Source organism: Pedobacter sp. AC163 (assembly GCF_979258665.1).
Window position 1 is genome coordinate 278919 of record NZ_OZ409872.1, and the last position, 20803, is coordinate 299721.

General features: G+C 37.1%; 16 protein-coding genes. 9 read left to right on the forward strand and 7 right to left on the reverse strand.

The window, feature by feature from the left end; all coding sequences use genetic code 11:
* Positions 1–11: 11 nt before the first annotated feature.
* A complete protein-coding gene (locus ACZZZK_RS01295) occupies positions 12–3335 on the reverse strand; it encodes a SusC/RagA family TonB-linked outer membrane protein (protein ID WP_463482481.1) in 3324 nt (1107 codons plus the stop codon).
* Between the two features lie 524 nt (positions 3336–3859).
* Complete coding sequence (locus ACZZZK_RS01300; RefSeq protein ID WP_463482482.1) at positions 3860–5089, reverse strand: sterol desaturase family protein; 1230 nt, start codon at positions 5087–5089, stop codon at positions 3860–3862.
* A gap of 145 nt (positions 5090–5234) precedes the next feature.
* On the opposite strand from ACZZZK_RS01300, the gene ACZZZK_RS01305 reads away from it, so the two are divergent.
* The 5 genes from ACZZZK_RS01305 (at position 5235) to ACZZZK_RS01325 (ending at position 10227) form a co-directional block, all read left to right on the forward strand.
* Entirely contained in the window at positions 5235–5993 is a 759-nt protein-coding gene (locus ACZZZK_RS01305; RefSeq protein ID WP_463482483.1) for an ROK family protein, read from the forward strand.
* A gap of 101 nt (positions 5994–6094) precedes the next feature.
* Complete coding sequence (gene gndA / locus ACZZZK_RS01310) at positions 6095–7510, forward strand: NADP-dependent phosphogluconate dehydrogenase (protein WP_463482484.1); 1416 nt, start codon at positions 6095–6097, stop codon at positions 7508–7510.
* Positions 7511–7538: 28 nt separating this feature from the next.
* Complete coding sequence (gene zwf, locus ACZZZK_RS01315) at positions 7539–9053, forward strand: glucose-6-phosphate dehydrogenase (protein ID WP_463482485.1); 1515 nt, start codon at positions 7539–7541, stop codon at positions 9051–9053.
* Positions 9054–9142: 89 nt separating this feature from the next.
* Entirely contained in the window at positions 9143–9868 is a 726-nt protein-coding gene (gene pgl, locus ACZZZK_RS01320) for a 6-phosphogluconolactonase (protein ID WP_463482486.1), read from the forward strand.
* Positions 9868–10227 carry a DUF5655 domain-containing protein gene (locus tag ACZZZK_RS01325; protein WP_463482487.1) on the forward strand — a complete coding sequence of 120 codons (360 nt, stop codon included), beginning with the start codon at positions 9868–9870 and terminating at the stop codon, positions 10225–10227. Before pgl ends, ACZZZK_RS01325 begins: the two co-directional genes overlap by 1 nt.
* Here the strand turns inward: ACZZZK_RS01325 and ACZZZK_RS01330 are convergent.
* From ACZZZK_RS01330 to ACZZZK_RS01340, 3 genes are all read right to left on the reverse strand, one after another.
* On the reverse strand, positions 10224–11105 hold the full coding sequence (locus ACZZZK_RS01330) for a Ppx/GppA phosphatase family protein (protein WP_463482488.1): 882 nt from the start codon (positions 11103–11105) through the stop codon (positions 10224–10226). The two genes, ACZZZK_RS01325 and ACZZZK_RS01330, sit on opposite strands and share 4 nt — an antisense overlap.
* Positions 11105–13162: a polyphosphate kinase 1 gene (ppk1, locus tag ACZZZK_RS01335; protein ID WP_463482489.1), complete on the reverse strand. Its 2058-nt coding sequence runs from the start codon at positions 13160–13162 to the stop codon at positions 11105–11107. The genes ACZZZK_RS01330 and ppk1 overlap by 1 nt, the downstream gene beginning before the upstream one ends.
* A 129-nt stretch (positions 13163–13291) precedes the next feature.
* Positions 13292–13993: a hypothetical protein gene (locus ACZZZK_RS01340; protein WP_463482490.1), complete on the reverse strand. Its 702-nt coding sequence runs from the start codon at positions 13991–13993 to the stop codon at positions 13292–13294.
* Between the two features lie 76 nt (positions 13994–14069).
* Between ACZZZK_RS01340 and ACZZZK_RS01345 the strand changes: the two genes are divergently transcribed.
* The 4 genes from ACZZZK_RS01345 (at position 14070) to ACZZZK_RS01360 (ending at position 17452) form a co-directional block, all read left to right on the forward strand.
* Positions 14070–14561 carry a YajQ family cyclic di-GMP-binding protein gene (locus tag ACZZZK_RS01345; RefSeq protein WP_463482491.1) on the forward strand — a complete coding sequence of 164 codons (492 nt, stop codon included), beginning with the start codon at positions 14070–14072 and terminating at the stop codon, positions 14559–14561.
* A gap of 43 nt (positions 14562–14604) precedes the next feature.
* Positions 14605–15045 carry a GNAT family N-acetyltransferase gene (locus ACZZZK_RS01350; protein ID WP_463482492.1) on the forward strand — a complete coding sequence of 147 codons (441 nt, stop codon included), beginning with the start codon at positions 14605–14607 and terminating at the stop codon, positions 15043–15045.
* A 58-nt stretch (positions 15046–15103) separates the two neighbouring features.
* Positions 15104–15700, forward strand: a complete 597-nt coding sequence (locus ACZZZK_RS01355; protein ID WP_463482493.1) for a DUF4142 domain-containing protein — start codon at positions 15104–15106, stop codon at positions 15698–15700.
* Between the two features lie 138 nt (positions 15701–15838).
* A complete protein-coding gene (locus tag ACZZZK_RS01360) occupies positions 15839–17452 on the forward strand; it encodes a S8 family peptidase (RefSeq protein WP_463482494.1) in 1614 nt (537 codons plus the stop codon).
* 111 nt (positions 17453–17563) lie between these two features.
* Here the strand turns inward: ACZZZK_RS01360 and ACZZZK_RS01365 are convergent, their stop codons facing one another.
* Positions 17564–18610, reverse strand: a complete 1047-nt coding sequence (locus ACZZZK_RS01365) for an NAD(P)-dependent alcohol dehydrogenase (protein WP_463482495.1) — start codon at positions 18608–18610, stop codon at positions 17564–17566.
* A 63-nt stretch (positions 18611–18673) separates the two neighbouring features.
* Positions 18674–20803, reverse strand: a complete 2130-nt coding sequence (locus tag ACZZZK_RS01370) for a xanthine dehydrogenase family protein molybdopterin-binding subunit (RefSeq protein ID WP_463482496.1) — start codon at positions 20801–20803, stop codon at positions 18674–18676.

Consider the following 20803-nt stretch of genomic DNA (forward strand, 5'->3'; position numbering starts at 1 on the left):
GATAAATAAAGTTAAAGTCCAACAACTAAACGGGCGCCAAAAGTACGGGTTGAAGGCAACTGCCCAGTTTCAAATCCCTGAACAATATCTGATCCGGCTAAAGTTCCAAACTCTGGATCGAATGCAGGCCAAGGCGACCAAATAAATAAGTTACGGCCATAAACACCTAAGCTTAGTTTAGTGAAACCAAGACCTTTAAGCACTTTTTGCCCGAAATTATAGGTTAAATTTGCTTCCCTGAATTTCAAATAATCAGTTCTAAAAACGCTTCCCTCCGCTTGGCCGCTACCATAAAGAGATTCGTAATAAGCGTTCATATCAGTAGCCACTACATCATTTTTTCTATAAGTACCATCTGGATTCAAAAGAACGCCGTCGCCAACGACACCGTTGTATCTTCCTGGTAAAGTGATAGTATGCTTACCCAAGGATGCCATTCTAGAAAATGTTAACGAATGCCCAACTGCACCTAACTGTGCATCGAACAGAGCGCCCAAACTTAAATTCTTGTAGGAGATGTTTGATCCGAAACCAAATCTAAATTGTGGTAACGTATTACCCAAATACAATAAGTTTGGATTCTCAAGGGCAACACCAGTTTGCGGGTTAAAGACGATTTGACCGTCTGGAGATCTTAAATAACCTCTTCCGTACATATCGCCCATGCTTCCGCCTACATTAGCCACTACCTGGCCACCACCCAGGGCACCTGTGCGTAATACAACCGAACTATCTGCTAATTCTCTAATTTTATTTCTATTGGCCGAAAAATTTGCATTTACTTCCCATTTAAAAACTCTTGATTTCAATGGTGTTCCATTAATAGCCAACTCTATACCTTTATTATCTACTCTACCTATATTTATAACCTGCAAGTTGTAACCTGTAGATTTGTCGATAATTCTACTGAGTATTTGGTTTTTAGTATTCCCGCTGTATGCAGCAAAATCAAAATTTAATCTATTATTAAATAGTTTTACTTCCATACCCACTTCAACCGTTGTAGTAATAAGCGGTTTTAAATCAGGGTTTGGCAACACACGAGGATTGTTCATCGCACTATCCGGATAAATTCCGTCGCTGGCATACAAATAATTATAGGCGGTTCTGTAGGGAACAGTGCTTCCACTACCTACTTGTGCAATTGAAGCTCTTAACTTGGCAAAGCTTACCATCTTAGGCAGCTTCCAATAATCTGAAGCAATAAAAGCCAAACTTGCTGATGGATAGAAAAAACCAACATTATCAGTTCTGGTGATAGTAGCTAAAGTACTGTTCCAATCTTGACGGGCTGTGATATCTAAGAAAAGATAATTCTTATAACTTAAAGAGCCTAGCGCATAAAAACTGTTCAGTCTAAATTGTGCTGTATCTGGAACATATACCACTGGATTCTGATTATTTGTTAAATCATAAAGATTTGGAATAATTAATCCATCGGCTCTTTTCTCTAATTTATTATATTGGTTTCTCATTTGGCTACCGCCTACACTAGCGGTCACTTGAAAATCTTTGGAAATCTTCTTATTATATCTTAATAAAAAGTCAGCACTTATTTCATACGAACGGATGTCAGCTACACGGAAGGAACCCTGTGCAAATTTATTACCGGCAGCATCCCAAGGACGGCGGGTTTCCCGAACATCGTTATTTAAATCGCCAGATGCTCTTAACATCAGACTAAGCTCATCAGTAAATTTATAGGTAGCTTGAATATTTCCTAACCAACCATTACGTCTCTGCCCATTTAAATATTGTTCTGAAATTGCATAAGGCCCTTCAGGAAAAGTTGTGGTTAAGTTCGTAAACTGTCTAAAAACTTGACCTGGTGCCCAGTAGTCTTTATACCAATCTATATTTACGTTAGGTTGTGCAAACATAAACCAATACATTAACGATTGATTACCATACCCTGTTGCAGGCAAATTATCGCTATTGCGATTACTGTATTGTATTTTAGTATTAATATTTAATTTTTTAGTGATGTTGGTTGTTGCATTTAAGGCTACTGTTGTTCTATCTAATCCTGTATTGGGTACAATCCACTCATTATTTCCATGACTTGCTGATAAACGTAAACCAACTTTTTTAAAAGTACCGTCTATACTGAATGAGTTGGATGATTCAAAACCTGTTTTAAAAAATGCATCGACAGGATCAGGCGCAGCCACCCAAGGAGTTCTGGTTAACCCTTGACTTTTGGTCGCAGGATCATACTGAAAAAACATCATACCTGGGTCAAACTCTGGCCCGTATGTAGAACTTGTTGCACTTGTGTTTGCACCATCAGCACTTGCAGCATAAGAAAAGTATGAATTTCCGGCAACGCCTGCCCCGTATTGTGTTTGCCTATCAGGACTGCGGTTTATTTCTTCCCATGCGCTATTTGATGTAAATGAAATATTAACTTTTTTTCGGTTTAAGCCAGCAGATTTGGTTGTAATAATGATTGCCCCATTTGCACCACGTTGACCATATAATGCTGATGCCGCAGGTCCTTTTAAGATAGTAACATTCTCAATATCATCGGGATTCAAATCGTTTAAGCCACTGCCAAAATCGGCCGGCATTATATCTCCTGATGTACCGTAAACGCCACCGCCTGTTCCACCAGTACGCCTGGCCGAACTACTTGCAACCACACCATCGATTACAATTAATGCTTCATTATCTCCCGTTAAATTATTCTCGCCACGCAAAATTATTTTGTTTGAACCTGCAGGACCGCTATTTCTAACCAAATTTAAACCAGCAACTTTACCCGATAAGGCATCCGTCCAGTTACTTGATACCGCATTGGTGAATGCTGTACTATCTAATTTAGAAACCGCATAACCTAGTGATTTTTCTTCTCGTTTTATGCCTAGAGCAGTTACTACCACTTCATTTAACTGGCTGTTTGATGATTTCAGTCTAATTGTTAATCCAGTCAAATTCCCAGAAATACTTCTGCTTACAACCGTATATCCAACCATGTTGAATGAAATGGTTCCTGTACCTTGAAGCCTAACCGAAAAATCTCCATTATCGTTTGTTACGCCCAATACCTTTCTAGCGCCATCGCTTATGGTTGTACCCACTAAAGGCTGTCCATCTCCATCATCGAGCACTTTTCCTTTAACTACAAAGCGTTGTGCCGGCTGCTGCGCAAACAGGCTCAGAGTAGATGAAAGAAATAGCCCAATAAGTAAAATTTTGAAATAAAATGAAAAGGGATGACTTACTACTGATAGAAAAGACTTCTGTTCATCATACTGAAGATGCTTAGGGATTTCATCAACAGTTTTTGATCCATGCCAAAACATGGAACTAGTTTTAGTAAAAAGTTTGTTCATATTATATCCGGTTATTAGCTTTTTTAATTAGTAATTTTCGTTTTGTTACGCTTTCGGAATAGCTGCAAAATAAGCCCTTCGAGATTAAGGATATGTTAAGCAACAATTAAGAAAACAAAATAAACGCTCATAAAATTACGAATTGTTCGTTTTGCCATTATTAATGGTTTCGATAAATAAAATTAACAAAACAAATCGAAACTAAAAACAATTAACGAATTTCAGAAGATAATTATCTTTTTCAATTGCTGCAATTCTATATTAAAGAAAATGAAGCGCCAAGATAATTCAACATACGATGAAAGAAACGTACGATAAAATAGCTTCAAGCTGTATATACAGACATTAACAGCATGAGTTGCGAATAAGATTTCGCTAAAGAAAAACCGGTAATTATTTGGTTACATTAAAATATTTAAATATAACTAAAATGCTATTAAAGCATTTTTAATAAAATAAAAATTCTATGTAACATTCTCATGTCAGCGTAAATGAAAGATAAAGAAACACCAAACACTACGCTCTTACCTAGCAAAAACGTACTTAATGTAAATTTTACTTAAAGAAATTGTTCTCTCTAGAATAACAAGTACGAATATTGGCAAAATAACGAAGCTGAAAATATTTAAGCTATAAAACAAGTAAGCCAGAATTAAAATCAAACGAAAGCATTCAAGATAATAGATCCATCTTCGTTGCTCCAGGAGCGCACCAATATTAATTAAAGTAAGCAAAATAAAAAATGACATGGCGATTTTCCCCCACGAATCAATAACGTTAAAAAACAATGTTAGCCCCGTAAGCATGGCTACAACCACAATTAATTGAATATTCAGGTAAAGCCTAAAATTTACCCTGGAGTTTTTCTTAATCTTATTTTGTTCAAATCTCTTTTCTAAAATTGGCCTGATATTTTGGTCCATCAATGCAGGACTACCAAAGAGTGCATCCCATTTTGCCCTTAAACCATTTGCTTGCTTGTAGGCCTCTCCTATCTCGAGGTAGTAATGAAAATGTTGCCACAAAAAACTATAACTTTTTAATGGGTGCGTGAGACCGTATTTTGGGGCCTCCTCCTCCTGCTGAAAAGTACCGAAAAGTTTATCCCAAAAAACGAAAACATCACCATAATTTTTATCCAAATACTTTTCATCACTTGCATGGTGCACTCCATGAAGCGATGGGGTAATGAAAATCTTTTCTAACCAACCCAGTTTCCCTACCATTTGCGTATGGGTAAAAAATGAGTAGGCCCCATGCACCAACAATATGCTAATGATCATAGTAGGCTGAAAACCTATGAAGGGTAATATACACCAGAATACATTTCTAAAAATTGCCTGAAAAGTGGTGATTCTCGCCGCTGCCGAAAGGTTAAATTCTTCACTTTGATGGTGAACAATATGTGCAGCCCATAAAAAATTAATTTCATGCCCCAATCTATGGTACCAATACCAAACTAAATCTGTCGCCAACAGTAGTAAAACCCAAACGTACCATTTTGTAGAAATATCAAACAAAGCATAATTACGATATACCCAATCATATACCTGATAAAAACTAGCTGCAATAAACAGATTTAATAGGCGCTCTGCTATACCTACACTAAAGTTAGCTACGGTACTTTCATATCTAAAAATTTTCTCCCTTTTTTGCCTTTGAGCGATTTGATATTCTATAAATACAAAAATAAAAAAAGCTGGAATTGCAAATGCAAGATAATTTAAGCCCATTATATGAAAGTTCTGTTTCAATTTTAAACGCCACAAACATAATAATATTCTACTAAATCTATATATTTAGTAGTCTACTATTTTAAATTAAATACCTTTCTATTCGTTTTATGTTTTTTGATTCTATTAATTTGCATCAATCAGTTTTAGTATAAATAATTGCAACATGGCAACAAAAACAAATAACGATCAATCCAATATCTTATCTATCGATATAGGCGGTACAAGTATTAAAACAGTATTGCTAGACGAGGATGGGAATATGCTATCAGAATATTTAAAAAGTAAAACTCCCGAAGGTGCAACACCAAAAGATATTGTATCCGGTATTGAAGCGTTAATTAAGCCTATCCCTAATACTTTCAATAGGGTTTCAATTGGTTTTCCAGGTTATGTAAAAAATGGGATTGTAAAAACTGCACCTAATCTGGCAAAAAACAAATGGGCTGATGTCGATTTGGCCCAACGTGTAGCAGATGCTCTCGATAAACCAGTAAGGTTGGTAAATGATGCCGATCAACAAGGTTTGGGCGTAGTTGAGGGAAAAGGATTCGAAATTGTGTTCACTGTTGGAACCGGCTTTGGAACCGCCCTTCTGTTTGATGGCGAGCTTTTACCCCATTTGGAACTTGCACACTTTCCGTTAAACAAAGAAGAAGATTACGACGATTATATCGGAAACAAAGCTTTTGAAAAGATAGGTGGCGAACGTTGGAACAAACGCCTTAAAAAAGTAATCGAAACTTATAAAACGGTATTCAATTATGATTTCCTTTATATCGGCGGAGGCAACTCGAAACAGATAGACTTTAAGCTAGATGAAAACATGAAACTGGTAACCAACAGAGATGGAATTAAAGGCGGTGCCAAACTTTGGAAATTGGCCGATAAATACAATATATTTACCGTTAATCCCAAAGTGTAAAATATACACTAATTGGTTTTTTTATTACAATCAAATAACAACACAATTAATAATATTAATTTCTAAACCCTAATTTTGGGTAACAAGCAAAAGAGCAAGAAATGTCAAATAACGATTCTAAAAATTACAAATTAGGGATGATAGGTTTAGGCACAATGGGCCGAAACCTATTATTAAACATGGCAGATAAAGGTTTTTCCGTTACGGGTTATGATAAAGATCAGAAGATGATCTCAAAACTTGAAGATGAAGGAAAAGAGCACAATCTTAAAGGATTTAACGATATCAAAGCCTTTATCAATAGTTTACAAACGCCAAGAACCCTGATTTTGTTAGTGCCGGCCGGCCCAATTGTGGATAGCGTTATTAATGAACTTAAACCTTTGTTGAGTAAAGGCGACATCATTATTGATAGTGGAAATTCGCACTTTACAGATACCAACCGCCGCGTTGACGAATTGGAAAAAGATGGTTTACATTTCTTTGGAATGGGGATTTCTGGTGGCGAAGAAGGTGCAAGGTTTGGACCAAGTATGATGCCTGGAGGAGATAAACAAGCATACAACGTGGTTAAAGACGTTTTCGACGCAGTTGCTGCTAAAGTAGGTAGCGATCCGTGTGTTACTTACATTGGTCCAGGTGCTTCCGGTCACTTTGTAAAAATGGTACACAACGGCATTGAGTACGCTATCATGGAACTTATAGCAGAAGTTTACGGTGTACTTAAAAACGGGATGGGTTATTCTAACAATGAAATTTACAATGTATTTAAGAAATGGAATGAAGGCAGACTACAATCTTTCCTTTTAGAAATTACTGCAGAAATATTTTTGTTTAAAGATACAGAAACACAAAATGATTTATTAGATCAAATTAAAGATGAAGCCCGCTCAAAAGGAACAGGTAAATGGACTTCAGAAGTTTCAATGGAACTTCAGTTGCCGGTGCCTACCATCAATGAAGCAGTTTCAAATCGCGATTTATCAAAATTTAAAGCATTAAGGGTTTCACTTGAGGATGCTTTTGGTAAAAAAGAAAACAAAATTGATATCACTGTTGATGATTTAGAAAATGCTTTTTATTTTTCTATGATTAGCGCTTATGCACAAGGGATGCACCTGTTAGTGCAAGCCTCTAAAGAATATCAATACGATCTTCAACTGCAGGAAATTGCGAAAATTTGGAGGGGGGGTTGTATTATCCGTGCTAAATTTTTAGAAGATATTTACCAGGCTTACGAAAAAGATAATTCGTTGGAACACTTGTTCGGTGATAGCGGTATCCAGGAGATTATTAAATCTACACTTGCCGGTACTCGTAAAAGCATTTCAGCCTGCATCAACGCTGGTATCGGAATTCCAGCTTTTGCCTCTACCCTAACCTATTTCGATACCGTTACCACTGCTCGAATGCCTTCGAACTTAATACAGGCACAAAGAGATTTCTTCGGAGCTCACACCTTCGAACGTATAGATAAAGATGGCGTATTCCATGCTGATTGGAACAAATTATCGTAATAAATTTGATTAAGAATCCAAAAATATAATGAAAACCAAAACCGCATTAAACCCCACAATATTTGTAATATTTGGTGGTACAGGTGATTTAAATAAAAGAAAATTAGCACCTGCGCTATACAATTTATTTATTGAGGGTTACATGCCTGATCAATTTGCTATCATTGGCACCGGTAGAACCGAGTATACCGATGAGAGTTACAAAACCGCTCTAGAAGAAGCTGTAAATGAATTTTCTCGCTCGGGTAAAGTTAAAAAAGAAAAATGGGATACGTTTGGTGATACCATTCGATATTGTCCTACAGATTTTGCTCAACCTAAGACCTTCGAGAATTTAAAAGCGGCAGTAGAAAAATACCAAAAAGAATATGGCAAAGATACGCAGGTGATTTTTTACCTGGCCGTGGCTCCAAACTTTTTCCCTGTTATTGCCGAATACCTGCAAAAATATAAACTTACTGAGGATGAAGATAATAGCCGTATCGTAATTGAGAAGCCATTTGGTCATGATTTAGAGTCTGCAAAAGAACTTAATGCATTATTAAGTACTATTTTCACCGAAAAGCAAATCTACCGCATTGATCATTATTTGGGTAAAGAAACGGTGCAGAACATGATGGCGTTTAGGTTTGCAAATGCACTGTTTGAACCATTATGGAATAGATCTTACATTGATCACGTTCAAATTTCGGTTACCGAACAGTTGGGTGTTGCCGATCGGGGTGGTTATTATGAAGGTGCTGGTGCTCTGCGTGATATGATTCAAAATCACCTTTTACAGTTGTTGTGCTTAATAGGCATGGAAGCGCCAATTAACTTTGATGCCGACGAAATTAGAAACCGTAAGGTGGAGGTTTTAAGAGCCATGCGTCCGTTCTCTGCTGAAGATATCCGTTTCCACACTGTACGTGGCCAATACAGCAAAGGTTGGGTTGAAGGTAAAGAGGTTCCGGGCTATCGCCAGGAAAAAGGTGTAGATCCACACTCCAATACAGAAACCTTCGCCGCTGTAAAATTCCATATTGATAACTGGAGATGGCAGGGAATTCCATTTTATTTAAGAACTGGAAAACGGTTAAATCAAACTTCATCTCTTATTACCATTCAGTTTAGAGATGTTCCTCATCAAATTTTCTCTTCTGATGTAACAGAAAGCTGGCAACAAAACCGCCTGGTAATTAGTATCCAACCAGAAATGAGTATTCGCATGCAGGTGCAAGCGAAAAGACCTGGTTTGGATATGGTTTTAAATCCTGTTGATATGGTTTTTGACTATAAAGGAACTTATGAGGGCGACACACCGGAAGCTTATGAAACTTTATTATTGGATACCATGATGGGTGATCAAACGTTGTTTATGCGTGGCGATCAGGTAGAAGCTGCCTGGGAATTGGTAATGCCAATTTTAAACACCTGGGAAAGTAAAAAATCAATAAATTTTCCAAACTATCCAGCCGATAGCTGGGGACCAGAAGAAGCAGAGGCACTTATTGCAAGAGATGGCTTCCATTGGTTCAATTTACCATTAAAAAATAAAGAGTAAAAACTCCTCATAGCTGGGCAAAAAGCAATAATCAACTAAAGTGATGGAGATTGCTTTTTGCCTCGCAATTAGGTTTAATATTTAGCAATATGAATTTATTAATATATAAAACGATTGAAGAACTCACTGAAGATTTAGCAGATTACATTATCAAAATTGCTGAGGTTTCTATTGAGGAAAATGATCGTTTTAATTTTGTTTTAACCGGAGGTAGTTCACCCAAAGCACTTTATCATTTTCTGGCGAAAGAATGCGAACATAGAATTGATTGGGAAAAAGTATATTTCTTTTTTGGCGATGAGCGAAATGTTCCGGCAAATGATGAAAATTACAATGGGTTAATGGCAAAAAAGGCACTACTCGATCCATTAAATATTGAAGACGATCATATTTTTTATGTTGATACAACACTGGCTCCAGAGAAAGCTGCAATTGAATATAAAAAAGCAATCGATAATCATTTCAAAGGCGAAGATTTAGTTTTTGATCTAATTTTATTGGGAATGGGTGATGATGCGCATACCGCCTCAATTTTCCCCCATACTTCATTGGTTAAGGATGAAGAAGTAAACATAGCTTCTGTATTCGTAGAAAAGCTAAACACTTATCGCGTTAGTTTTACAGCCCCTTTAATTAATAAAGCCGAAAACATAGCTTTCCTTGTCTTTGGAGAAAACAAAGCCGAAGCCATTAAACATGTAATTGGCGATGAACAAAAGGATTTTGATTTATATCCATCTCAACTCATTGATCCTATTGATGGTAAGCTTACTTTCTTTACTGATGAGGCTGCCACTAAACTATTAGAAGAATAGTGTCTGGTCAACCAGCTGATTTTTTAAATGGAAAAACGGAATATACCTTAGGTTTATTCCGTTTTTTTATAGCGCAGATAAATGAGATTGGCATCGTTCAGCTACATGCAAAAAAATCGATGGTTGCTTTACATTCTACACTCGATTTTGCCTACATCACTCAATTTGGAAAAAACTTTATTCATATCGTTTTACCTTTTAATAAGCCTTTCGATGATAATTTGTGTTTCGTTAAAATCGCTAAAATACCAGGAGCCTCACAATATAATCACCATTTAAGAATTTACGCCAAAGAAGATTTTAATGAAGAAGTGATGCATTTTTTTAAACTTGCTTTCGCTGGAAGTTTCCGCTCTTAATCAAGTTTTTCCTCAATTAACAGTTTAATCATTCCATCGGCCATGCCCACTTTTGGAACAAAAATTTGTTTAATACCTGTCCATTTCATTAAAGTCAAATAAATTTCACTTGCAGGAATAATTACGTCAGCACGATCAGGATTTAAACCCAATTCATGTATACGCTCTTTTAGAGAATAGCTTGTTAACTTATTGTAAAGTGCATTTAGTTTTTGAATTGATAGCGGGGCACCATCCTTTTCATCACTCATTCTGAATAATTTATTAATATTACCTCCAGTACCAATTGCTGCCAACTGTTTGTAATTCTTGGTATGCTCCTTCACCCATTCTTTCATTTCGTCCCAGGTTTCTTCTTTATCCTGATTATCTAACATTCTTATCGTACCAATATTAAACGAACGTGAAGCTTCTGGTACGCCTTTTACAAATACCGATAATTCGGTACTTCCACCACCAACGTCAATGTATAAATATGTTTTATTTTCATCTAAATCGGCCTCTATATGGTTGGCATAAATGATGTTAGCTTCTCTCTGACCTTCAATGATTTCGAGATTTAAGTCCGTTTGTGCCTTAATCATTTTCACGATATCCTGTCCATTGCTAGCCTCACGCATGGCTGATGTAGCACAGGCCAAATATTCGGAAACGTGATAAACATCCATCAGACTTTTAAAGGCTGACATCGTTTTTACCAAATCTCCCGCTTTTCTTTCAGAAATATGATGATCCAAGAAAGCATCATCGCCCAAGCGTAAGGGCACTCTAATTAAAGTGTTCTTTTTATATTTATATTTCCCGTCGCTTTTGCTGATGTCGGCAATGAGCAATCTTACTGCGTTCGAGCCAACATCTATAGCTGCATATCTTAACATTATTGGTGCTTGGTTTTTAAGTAGTTATAAATATCAACCTGAGCTCTAATCTTTTTGCTCAATCTATTTTTATGATATCTATTATTATTGGATGCGTTAATTTGTCGTGATTTTGTATTGTCTTGCAACTGAAGATCAATGATGTCTTGAATTTCTTGTTTTACTTCGGGATCAAGAACCGGAAAGCCTACTTCTACCCTATGCTCAAAGTTTCTGCTCATTAAATCTGCAGAAGATAAGTACATATCATTTTTGCCATTATTACTGAAAATGTAAATTCTAGCATGTTCTAAAAACTTATCAATAATACTGATAGCGGTTATGTTTTCACTAAAGCCTTTAACGCCAGGAACTAAACAACAAATTCCCCGAACAATGAGTTGAATTTTAACACCAGCATTACTGGCATCGTATAGCTTTGAAATGATGCCTTCATCAGCCAAACTATTCACTTTTAGCATGATATAAGCCAGTTTTCCCGCTTTGGCATTTCTTATTTCTCTATTGATAAAATTGATCAGCTTTGAGCGGCTTTCCAGCGGAGAAACGATTAAATGTTTAAATCCTTTGGTTACTGTTCTTTTGTTTAACGCATCAAATAATTTTACCAGATCATTTGTAATTTCCTTTTTAGCTGTGAAAATACTGTGATCGCAATATAACCCAGCGGTTTTCTCATTGAAATTTCCTGTAGCTAAATTTGCATAATAAACAGGCTTATCTTTTTCTATTCTTTTAACCAGGCAAATTTTAGAATGAACCTTATAATCTGTTAAGCCATAATTAACTTTTACACCTTCTTCCATCAACCTTGATGTCCAGAATATATTGGCTTGTTCATCAAACCGGGCCTTTAGTTCCAATACTACAGAAACTGATTTGCCGTTCTTTGCCGCATTAATCAAGGCGTTAATTACCTTCGAGTTTTCAGCAAGGCGATATAGCGTGATTTGAATTTCAGTAACCTTAGGATCAATTGCCGCTTCCCTTAGAAACAATATGATGTAATCATAAGATTGATATGGTAGATTTACCAGGTAATCACGACGAGCAATTCTACTAAAAACACTCTGCGTACGTGGCAAATCATGCACCTTTAAGGGTACGTTTGGCGCATACTCTAATTCTTTCTTCCCAACGTTAGGAAAAGAGATAAAGTCTCCAAATTTATGATAACTATTGCCCGGTATCAAACTGTCAGCATCGAGTTTGAGTTTGTTTACTAAAACAGTAAGCATGTTCAAAGGCATTGCCGAATCGTACAATAAACGCATTGGCTTACCCTTTTTCCGTTTCTCTAAACTACTTTTTAAGTCTTCGATAAACTTATCATCGATATTTTTATCTATATCCAACTCAGCATCTCTTGTTAGCTGAATAGAGTAGGCTTCTAAATGATCGTAAGTAAAAACATAGAAAATATCATCAAGGCAGTAGCGGATAATATCTTCGGCAAGAATAATAAACTTTAAGTCGTTGGTTTCTGGCAAGACCAGGAAACGTGGCAAACTCGGCGGAATTTCGATTAGCGCATACTTCTCTCTAACTTTCGTATCCTTTTTGGATAATTTCACAAAGAAATACAAAAACCGATCTTTTAGTTCTGGAAAAGGTTTATCCATATCCAACATGATTGGAACCAGATTTGATAAAATTTTATCACGAAAGTGGTTCTTCACAAACTCTCCTCTACTCACATTGAGCTGGGTATCATTCAAAATAAAGATTCTATTTTGTGCAAGCTCATTGATAAGCGTAGCCTGAAACAACTGATCAAACTTTCGCTCTTGTTTCACTACGATATTTTTAATCTCATTGAGGATTTTCTTCGGATTGAAACCCAAAAGCGCTTTTGCTTTATCGTTTAAATTGGTTAGCCGCGACATTGTTGCGACCCGCACTCGATAAAACTCTTCCAGATTGGAAGAAAATATAGATAGAAACTTAATCCTTTCGATGAGTGGAACGGTTTCATCGGCCGCTTCTTGTAACACACGATCGTTGAAATACAACCAGCTTATTTCGCGGTTTAAAAATGGTATTTTCTTCTTGCTCATCTAAAAAAATAAAAAATCCCCGTGGGTACAGGGATGCTCAAAGCTGCAAAATAATTTGTTAAATTGATGTTAATAAATCAAAGTGTTAACGTTAACGAATTGTTTAATCGTTAATACAAAAAACCGAAACTAAAGCAATTTTTTAGCGGCCGTTTTAACACTTTTTGGCTTTGCTGCTTCTTCAGCTGCTTTCGCAACGTCTTTTGCTAACGGTTTTGCCTTATTTTGAACTGCTTTTTTAGTATCGGTAGCGTCTTTCTTTGCTGTTGCTACTTTTTGCTTAGCCGCTGATATTGTTTTGCTAACAGCTTTTTCTGTTGATTTTGGTACTCCAGTTGCAGCAACTTTGCTTATTTCTCTTTTAGCAGGGACATTCTCTTTCGTTTCAGTCGCTTTACTTGCAGTTTTTTTAATGGCTTCTACTGGCTTAGCTAACGCTTTTTCTACTTTTTCCTCAGATGCAATTGCTGCAACTTTAACACTTTGAACAATCGGTTTAGCTTTAGAAACTGCTTTTTTAACCACTTTCGCTGCAGATTTTTCCGCTTTATTAACCACCTTTGTAACCGGCTTTTTATTGGCCTTTGATTTTGACGACTTTAATAAATCATCAATTTTATGACCCACATCTGATTTGATCACCGTAAACTTTTTAGTCAATTTTTTAGCTACGCGTTTGCTTGCTTTTGCAACTTCTGAACTAATTTCTGATGCATCATGGCCCAAGCTTTTAATTACATCTAAAAACTGCGAAGTAATTGATTGCTCTAACTGTTTTGCAGCTTCTTTTTTTGTTGCTTTTTTTTGAGACTTAGCTTTAGTGGTTTTCATATTATTTTTCGTTTTTTTGTGAGATCGATTATTTTCTAATAAATCTACTTAATTTTTTAATTTAAAAGCTAAAACCATGCCTTCTTTTGATATTGTAAGTAAAGTTGATGCGCAAACCCTTGATAATGCGATTAATAATGCCAAGAAAGAAATCCTCAATAGATTTGATTTCAATGGATCGAAAAGTACTGTAGATTTGGATAAAAAAACCAACGTTGTAACCATTGTTACGGAAGATGACATGCGATTAAAAGCCATTGAAGGTTCGATTATATCGAGGATGATGAAACAAAATCTGGATCCAAAAAGCCTTGACTTTGGCAAAGAAATCATCGCTTCCGGCAATATGATTCGCAAGGAAATTACCATTAAAGAAGGACTGGATAAAGAAGCCGCCAAAAAGGTTGTTGCTAAAATTAAAGCGAGTGGTTTAAAAGTACAACCATCAATCATGGACGACCAGGTTCGGGTAACCGCCAAAAAAATTGATGACCTCCAAGCCGTGATTTCTTTATGCCGTGGTGAAGATTTCGACCAGCCATTGCAGTTCATTAATATGAGAAATTAGTCAATTTAATCTATTATTGCTTATCAAAATAAAGGATTAAAAAATGCAGGTAATTGAAGATGGATTTCTTTTTTCAGATCAAAAGGAACTATTGCAGATAGATCGGATTCATAGGTATTTAAGTAAAGAATCATATTGGGCTAAGGATATCCCTGCAGAAACTGTTGCTGCTTCAATTCAAAATTCGCTTTGTTTCGGCATCTACAAAAGTGGCATTCAAATAGGCTTTGCCCGGTGGATAACCGATAAAGCGACTTTCGGCTGGCTGTGCGATGTTTACGTAGAAGAGGATTATCGTGGTAAGGGACTGGCTAAAAAACTAATATCATTTATGATTTTCCACCCTGATTTACAAAATCTCAGACGATACCAGCTGGCTACCCATGATGCACATGGACTCTACGAACAATTCGGATTTTCGCAGATAAAAAATCCCGAAAACCAGATGGCAATTTCCATTTCAAATCCTTACAATAAAGACTAACATCAAAAAAACCTTTTCTGCTAATTGGTGTTTTGTTTACGTACAAAACGAAAATAAAATGAGCAATAAATTTTTATATGTAACCGCAATTGCATTAGCAGTAAGTTTCACCGCTTGCCAAACAGCAGATAAAAAATCATCGACTACAAAAGATAGCGTAGCTGGCGATACCAATATGGTAAACGGTAATCATGTTGCAGGAAGTGAAGTGATAGAAACAGGTTTGGATGAAGCTGGCGCAACGTTTTTGAGAAAAGCAGCTGTAGGTGGTATTATGGAAGTTGAGGCAGCAAGAATTGCGATGAAGAACGCTTCCAATCAAAAAGTGAAAGATTTCGCAGCTAAAATGCTGACAGATCATACTCAGGCCAACAAAGAACTAAAAGCGTTGGCGACAGATAAAAAAATTATAACTCCGGATGCGCTTCCAGCAGAAGATCAGATCCATCTGGATGAAATGAAAAAAATGACTGGCGCAAGCTTTGATAAACATTATATGGATATGATGGTGAGCGATCATCAAAAAACAATTCCTTTGTTTAAAGATGGTATGGAAAACAAAGATGCAAAACTAAAAGAGTGGGCAGGTAAAACCCTTACTGTTATAGAAGGTCATGATCAAGCAGCTAAAGAAATTGTAACCAACCTAAAATAAGAAAACATAAATTATTTAAGATCCTGTTCATTAACTTGAATGGGATCTTTTGTTTATATAGATTCATCATTTTAATTACATTTTCATAAATACGAAAAATTAAAATTATCTTTCCGCGTTAAATACAAAAATACATAAATGAATAAGAGTAGAATTTTTAGAGCGTTGATGAGCGCTGCTGTAATTAGTACAGTACCATTTATAGCCAATGCACAAAAAGCAAATTGGCAAAATCTTGATCTTAAAACTGATTCAACATTTGGAATCAGCACAGAAAAAGCATACAAAGAACTTTTGAAAGGAAAAAAATCGACAAAGGTTATTGTAGCCGTAAACGATGGAGGCGTTGAAAATACACATGAAGATTTAAAAAGAATTATGTGGGTTAACGCTAAAGAAATCGCTGCCAATGGAAAAGATGACGACAAGAATGGTTACACGGATGATATTCACGGTTGGAACTTTATCGGTGGACCAAAAGAGTCTGTTAACTTCGAAACTTTAGAATTAACGCGTTTAGTACGCCGCGATCAAACACGATTTGCAAATACTACAGATGCAACGGTTTCGGCAAAAGATAAGTCAGATTTTGAGGCATTTAAAGCCAGAAGAGCAGATTTGGAAAAACAGTTAGGCGAGGCTAAGGCTGGCTTAGCTAATATTTCTGGTTTTAAAAACGCGTTAGACGCCTTTATTAAGAAATTGGGAAAAGAGAATCCTACTCTAGCCGAAATTAAAGCCTACAAACCAACAGCAGAAATGGATGGCCGTATTCAAAGCATTTTAGTTGAGCAATTGGCGAATGTAAGTTTTAAAGATTTTTACGAAGATCAAATTAAAGAAGGTTTCGATTATTACACCCGTCAGGCAGAATATAACTTAAATGTTGATTATGATCCCCGTAGCATTGTAGGTGATAATCCTAACGATCTTAAAGAAAAATTTTATGGCAATAATGACGTTGCTGGTCCGGATGCCATGCATGGTTCTCATGTTGCTGGAATTATTGCAGCCGACCGAATAAACAATTTAGGGATTAAAGGTGTGGCCGACAATGTGGTAATTATGGGCGTTAGGGTTACACCGAATGGCGATGAGCGTGATAAAGATGTGGCGAACGGCATTCGTTATGCTGTTGATAACGGCGCAAAAGTAATTAATATGAGCTTTGGCAAAGCTTACAGCTGGGACAAAGCTGTAGTGAATGAAGCTATGAAATACGCAGCTTCTAAAGATGTTTTAATTGTGCAGGCTGCAGGTAATGAAAATAAGGATATCGATACGGAAAATAATTTCCCTAATCATAAAGATTTAGATGCGCAAACAATCGCATCGTGGATCACAGTTGGCGCATCTGGACCTAAAGATGATGAAACTTTAAAAGCAAGTTTCTCGAACTTCGGTAAAACTCAGGTAGATGTTTTTGCTCCTGGTGTGCAAATCTATTCTACTGTCCCGGGATCGAAATACAAAAATTTGAACGGAACAAGTATGGCTTCACCTGTTGTTGCCGGTTTGGCAGGATTAATCCGTTCTTATTATCCTAAACTGACTGCCGCACAAGTGAAAGAGATCATTGTGAAATCAGTTACCAAAGTAAATCATAACGTCTCTTACAAAAAAGGAGAAGAGGAAAATGCAGAATCGGTATCAGTACCTTTCTCTGATTTATGCATCAGCGGTGGTATTGTTAATGCATACGAAGCTTTAAAATTGGCTGCTACCTATAATGGAAAAGCAACTGCTAAATAATACGGTAAATGCTTAGATAAAAAAGGCGAACTAACGTTCGCCTTTTTTTATGATCTTAACTTCGTAAAGTTTACCTATTGAATATAAAAGTCAGATCTAATCTAACTACAATTAAATAGTATCCATGTCAATAACAAAACGATACTTTACATCGCTGTTTAAAACACGTTCATAAGCTTCATTTACGTAATTGATATTAATAACTTCCACTTCGGAAACAATATCATGTTTTGCACAGAAATCTAGCATTTCTTGCGTTTCTGCAATACCGCCAATACTCGAAGCCGTTAAAGATCGGTTTCCATGCATTAAAGCAGAGCCAGGAAATTTTAAAGGTTCTGGTGGTAATCCAACGCAAATATGAACACCGTTTACATTAAGAAGTTTTAGGTACATTTCATAGTCATGCGGAGCAGAAACAGAATCAATGATAAAATCAAAATGCTTTGCATATTTTTTCAGCTCTTCAGGATCCTTGGTAATTACAAAATGATGTGCTCCTAAACTTTTTGCATCCTGCTCTTTAGAAGGCGAAGTACTTAAAACCGTAACATCTGCACCAAATGCAACGGCAAATTTTACCGCCATGTGCCCAAGACCACCCAAGCCTAAAACGGCCACCTTGTGTCCTTTGCCTATGCCCCATCGTTTAATCGGCGAATAAGTGGTAATTCCCGCACAAAGTAATGGTGCTACTCCTGCTAAAGGCAAACGATCAGAAATGCTTACTACAAATTCTTCTGTGCAAACAATTTTATTCGCATATCCACCGTAAGTTGGCGTTTTCTTATCACGTTCTACACTATTGTAGGTCCACACCGTTTCACCTCTTTCGCAAAACTGCTCCTGGCCGCCTTTACAGGTTGTACATTCCTTACAACTATCTACCATACAACCTATTCCTGCCAAATCACCAACCCGAAACTTGGCTACTTCCGATCCCACTTCAGTGATTCTACCAACAATCTCGTGTCCGGGAACCATTGGATAACGAGCAGGACCCCATTCACTGCGCACCTGATGAATATCCGAATGGCAAATACCACTAAACAAAATCTCTATCAAAACGTCCTTTGGGCCAACATTCCTTCTCTCAAAATTCCAGGGCGTTAGTTGATCTGTTTTACTGTGAACAGCATATCCTTTTGCAGCTATCATATAAATTTTCTTATACTATCTTAAATTGATATTTAATCTTCGTTTTTCCTCAACTATCTTTTATCAGGCACTCGCTAAAATCTTATCCGGCGTGATCGGTAAAGTTCTGATCCTTTTACCAGTGGCGTTAAAAACCGCATTTGCAACCGCTGCAGAAAAACCGATTAAAGCAATTTCACCCATTCCTTTTGCACCCATTGGGTTAATGTATGGATCTGGCTTATTGATAAAATGTACTTCTATTTCAGGTATATCTGCATTGACCGGCACATGATAATCAGCAAAATTATTATTGATATACCGCCCGTAACGGTGATCGATAACAGACTCTTCCGTCAGTGCCATACCTACGCCACCCACTGCACCGCCAACCATCTGGCTTCGAGCAGTTTTAGGACTAACAATCGTTCCTGAATCACCAACTGATACAATTTTATCTACTTTAACCACACCAGTTAAGCTATGCACTTTTACTTTCACAAAGTGGATGGAAAAAGAATACATGGAATATTCTTCCCGTTCTTTACCAGCAGAACTTTGCTTAGTGACCTCGATAGATGGAAGGTTATTTTTCTTTAAAACATCGACAAAATTGGATGTCGCATCCATATTCGAATTGGCTGCTAATTCTGCTATGGTCGATTTTAAGCTCACGCAAACATCGTTCACCGCAGAACCCACAGTAGAAAGCGTTGCAGAACCACCCTGGCTTGGCGCTGGTGGCAATGAAGAATCTCCCAACTCGAAAGTAATTTTACTTACGGGAATTCCGGTTATCTTGCTTGCAATCAAAGTCATTCCTGTTCCAGTTCCCGGACCGATATCACTGGTTGCACTTTGCAAAACCAAAGATCCATCGGCTTTCAAAATACCCTTAACACTGGCTCTCCCCCGGTTGGCATTAAAAACCCCAATACTTACGCCAAAACCAGTCTTCCATTGGCCTTCAACTAAACTTCCAGGCTTGTTTTTGCGTTCACTCCATCCTATTTTCTGAGCGCCAATTTTATAAGCCTCTTTAATATTTTTATCCGAAAATGGCTTATCACGCTGTTGATCTCGTTCTGGGTCATTTTTGATTCTGAAATCAAGTGGGTCCATATCTAAAGCATGAGCCATTTCATCAATTGCACTTTCCAGCGCAAAGGCACCGGTCGCTTCCCCAGGTCCACGCATCCAGATAGGCACACCCAAATCTACAGGAACAACTGTGTATTGCGTATTCACATTATCGCATTTATACATGAATTTTGCCATGTTCACCACCCCTTCAGTAAAGTTTTCGTAGGCAGAGGTTTCTCCAAAAGCACGATGCGTAATTCCAGTTAACTTTCCGTCTTTACTGGCGCCCAAACCTATGGTTTGAACGGCTGCCGGACGATTACCCACCATGGTAAACATCTGCATTCTGGTAATTACGAGTTTAACAGGTTTACCAAGATGTTTGGAAGCCATTACCGTTGCAATTTCCAAGGGCCATGTACGTAAGGCCATCCCAAAACCACCGCCCACGAACTCAGAATTTACCTGGATGTTTTCAATTGGAATTTTGAATACATTAGCTATTGTTCCCTGCGTTGCCTTTACGCCCTGGGTTTTTGCATAAACGGTAACCTGATTATTCGGTCGCCAATCAGCAATAATCCCATGTAATTCCATCGGATTATGTGTTTCAATAGGCAAATGATATTTAGCCTCAATTTTCACCTCAGCAGTTTTATAGGCATTTTCAACGCCTCGTTTATAATCAGGCTGACCTTGAATTTTTTTAGCTTTTGAATCGGCAATTGCTTTCTCAAAATCTGTATTGAAATCTTCTTTTACATAAGTTGCCTTTACTAATGATGCGGCATATGTTGCCCGCTCAAAAGTATTTGCAACCACAATAGCAATTGGCTGTCCGTTAAAAAATATCTTATCAGTATAAAAAATTTTAAAAGGTGAGCCGCCCTCTTGTTCGTATGCCGGAGCTGAAGGTTTATTTAAATGAGATATCACCGCAATTACGCCCGGCGCTTTTTCAGCAGCTTTTGTATCAAGCGTAGTAATTTTACCTTTAGTAATGGAGCTGGTAACTAAAACGCCATAGGTTAAGCCAGGCAATTCGTATTCGGCAAAGTATTTAGCTTTACCTGTTACCTTGTAAACGCCATCTACGCGGTCATTTTCATCTTTAATTATTCGATTTTCCAT